The sequence below is a fragment of the Fredinandcohnia onubensis genome, from assembly GCF_002734285.1.
GTDB lineage: Bacteria > Bacillota > Bacilli > Bacillales > Bacillaceae_L > Ferdinandcohnia > Ferdinandcohnia onubensis_A.
This window is the reverse complement of the sequence record NZ_NSEA01000037.1, coordinates 1-2,161: the sequence shown is the minus strand read 5'-3', so window position 1 is coordinate 2,161 and position 2,161 is coordinate 1. Positions and strand designations below refer to the sequence as shown.

1 protein-coding gene is annotated in these 2,161 nt (G+C 38.4%); it reads right to left on the bottom strand.

Annotated elements, in window-relative coordinates:
- Positions 1-21: 21 nt before the first annotated feature.
- On the bottom strand, positions 22-1,833 hold the full coding sequence (locus CKJ95_RS22960) for an IS1182 family transposase (protein ID WP_142353973.1): 1,812 nt from the start codon (positions 1,831-1,833) through the stop codon (positions 22-24).
- Positions 1,834-2,161: the final 328 nt, after the last annotated feature.

Sequence of the window (2,161 nt, the reverse complement as noted above, 5' to 3'; positions counted from 1 at the left end):
AAAGGGGCTGTCCCATAAGTCCTAAAAAATAAGGCAAGGGAGAAAAACGAGTCGTTTTTCTCCCTTGCCTTTTCGAGTTGTTTGATTTTTCTCTGAAAGTAGCTGGCGGATGCCTGCTACTTTCAGTATGTTGTGGGCTAATGCCACAATCCCAAACTCGACATTCACTTTGTCGAGTCCCCTCAATGAAAATCTGCGGAACGACCGATTGCCCTTGATGTGACCGAACACACTTTCTACTTCTACTTTACGTTGAGCGTAGATAGCGGTCTTTTCTTCACATTCAAGGGCTGCTTTGGCCTTTGCTTTCATTTCTTCAAAAATTGTATTCCAATGAACTTGTCGATTGCCTTTTGCTTTAGTGCATTGTGCTTTAAGAGGGCAATCTGTACAATCCTCACATTCATATATTTTGAAGCTTTGCTCATAGCCAGACTGATTCTTTTTGTTTTGATATTTTTTAAATGTTACCTTCATTCCATTCGGGCAAATAAAACAGTCATCTTCTTCAACATAGGTCCAGTTTTTCGCATTTTTAATGTCTTTCTTGTATTTGCGTGTTTGTTCCTGTACATAGCTCCCATAAGGAATAAGAAACTCAAATCGTTGCTCTTTCTCTTCCCCAACGCTATAGACATAATTCTCTTCACTACCATATCCTGCATCTGCACTCACTACTTTAGGCATGGGCAGAGAAGAAGCTGCCAGTTTCTCCATATGAGGGATAAAACAGCGTGTATCTGTAGGTCGTTGATGGATTGTATAATACAAAATAAACTGATTCTCTGTTCCCATTTGTACATTATACCCTGGCTTAAGTTGTCCGTTTTTCATATGATCTTCTTTCATTCGCATAAAGGTGGCATCTTTGTCAGTTTTCGAATAGCTATTCCGATCACCGAACGTTTCATTTTGTTCCTTATATTTAGTCATGCGAGGTATGAAATCCTCACGGATTTGTTTGATTGATTTCTTTAATTGACTGCGTTCTTGTCTTTTTTCTTTTCGAATTTCTTTATCCATTTCATTTTCAATTACCTCTGTTAGCGCATCAACCTTTACCTCTAATTCCTCCGCAACTTCTATTAATTCTTGTTCGGTAATTTCTTGTTCTTGATCGGTTGATAGTTGTTCAGGTTGAGTTTCTGATTGTGTTAGTTTATGGATATGCTGAAGTGTTTCTTTTATTTTTTCTTTTAACTTCTCTTCGAATTTTGAAGTGGCCCGTTTCCATACAAAACTATACTTGTTGGCATTGGCTTCAATCTTGGTGCCATCCAAAAAGTAATTTTCGAATGATATGTAGTTCTCTTCAATCAATTTGCGAATCATAGCTTCAAATAGTTCATCCATTAAATCTTTCATCCGTCCACCGCGGAACTCATTAATAGTACGAAAATCTGGTTGTTGCATCGCTGTCAACCACATAGCTGGGATATTTTCCTCTGTTAATTTGGCGATTCCACGGCAGGAATAAACCTTTTGGGAATAGCCAAAAAGAATAATTTTAAGCATCAATTTAGGATGGTAGGGACTCCTGCCACCACCTACATAGTACGAAAATAGTTTTTCATCAGGGATTGACTCAACCATTTCGTCTACTACACGAGCTTCGTGATGTTCTGAAATGAGAGATTCAATATCATAAATCATATGAACTTGACGATTATTGTAGGGTTTGAAAGTAGGGGCTAACTTACGAGGGTTAGGCTCTTTTGGTTTATTGCTTTTCTGGGTTTCAGTGTTTTGACATACTTGTTCCTCTTCTTCACACTCTGGAAATAAAGACATCTCCATGTTATAATTATCTTTAGTAATCAATTGATTGCTCATAAAGAATCATCCTTTCAGTAATGTTGTGTCGTAACTTCATTTTACTAAAAAGGATGATTTTTTTGTGTGTTTTTTTAGAAAATTTTAATACTAATATTACTGAATAATGAAACCTTGTTGATTGGAGCGGAAGGTACAAGACTCCTGCGGGAAAAGCGTGGCCAGGGGAGACCCCGCAGGAGCTTGCGACGAGGAGGCTCCCGGACCGCCCGCGGAAAGCGAGTAACCTGCAGCGGAAATCAACAACCCTTTTATAAGTAATATCCAAAAACAAAAAATGAGGGGCTATCCTCAAAAGTCATTTTTCAATGACTTTTCGGACAACCCC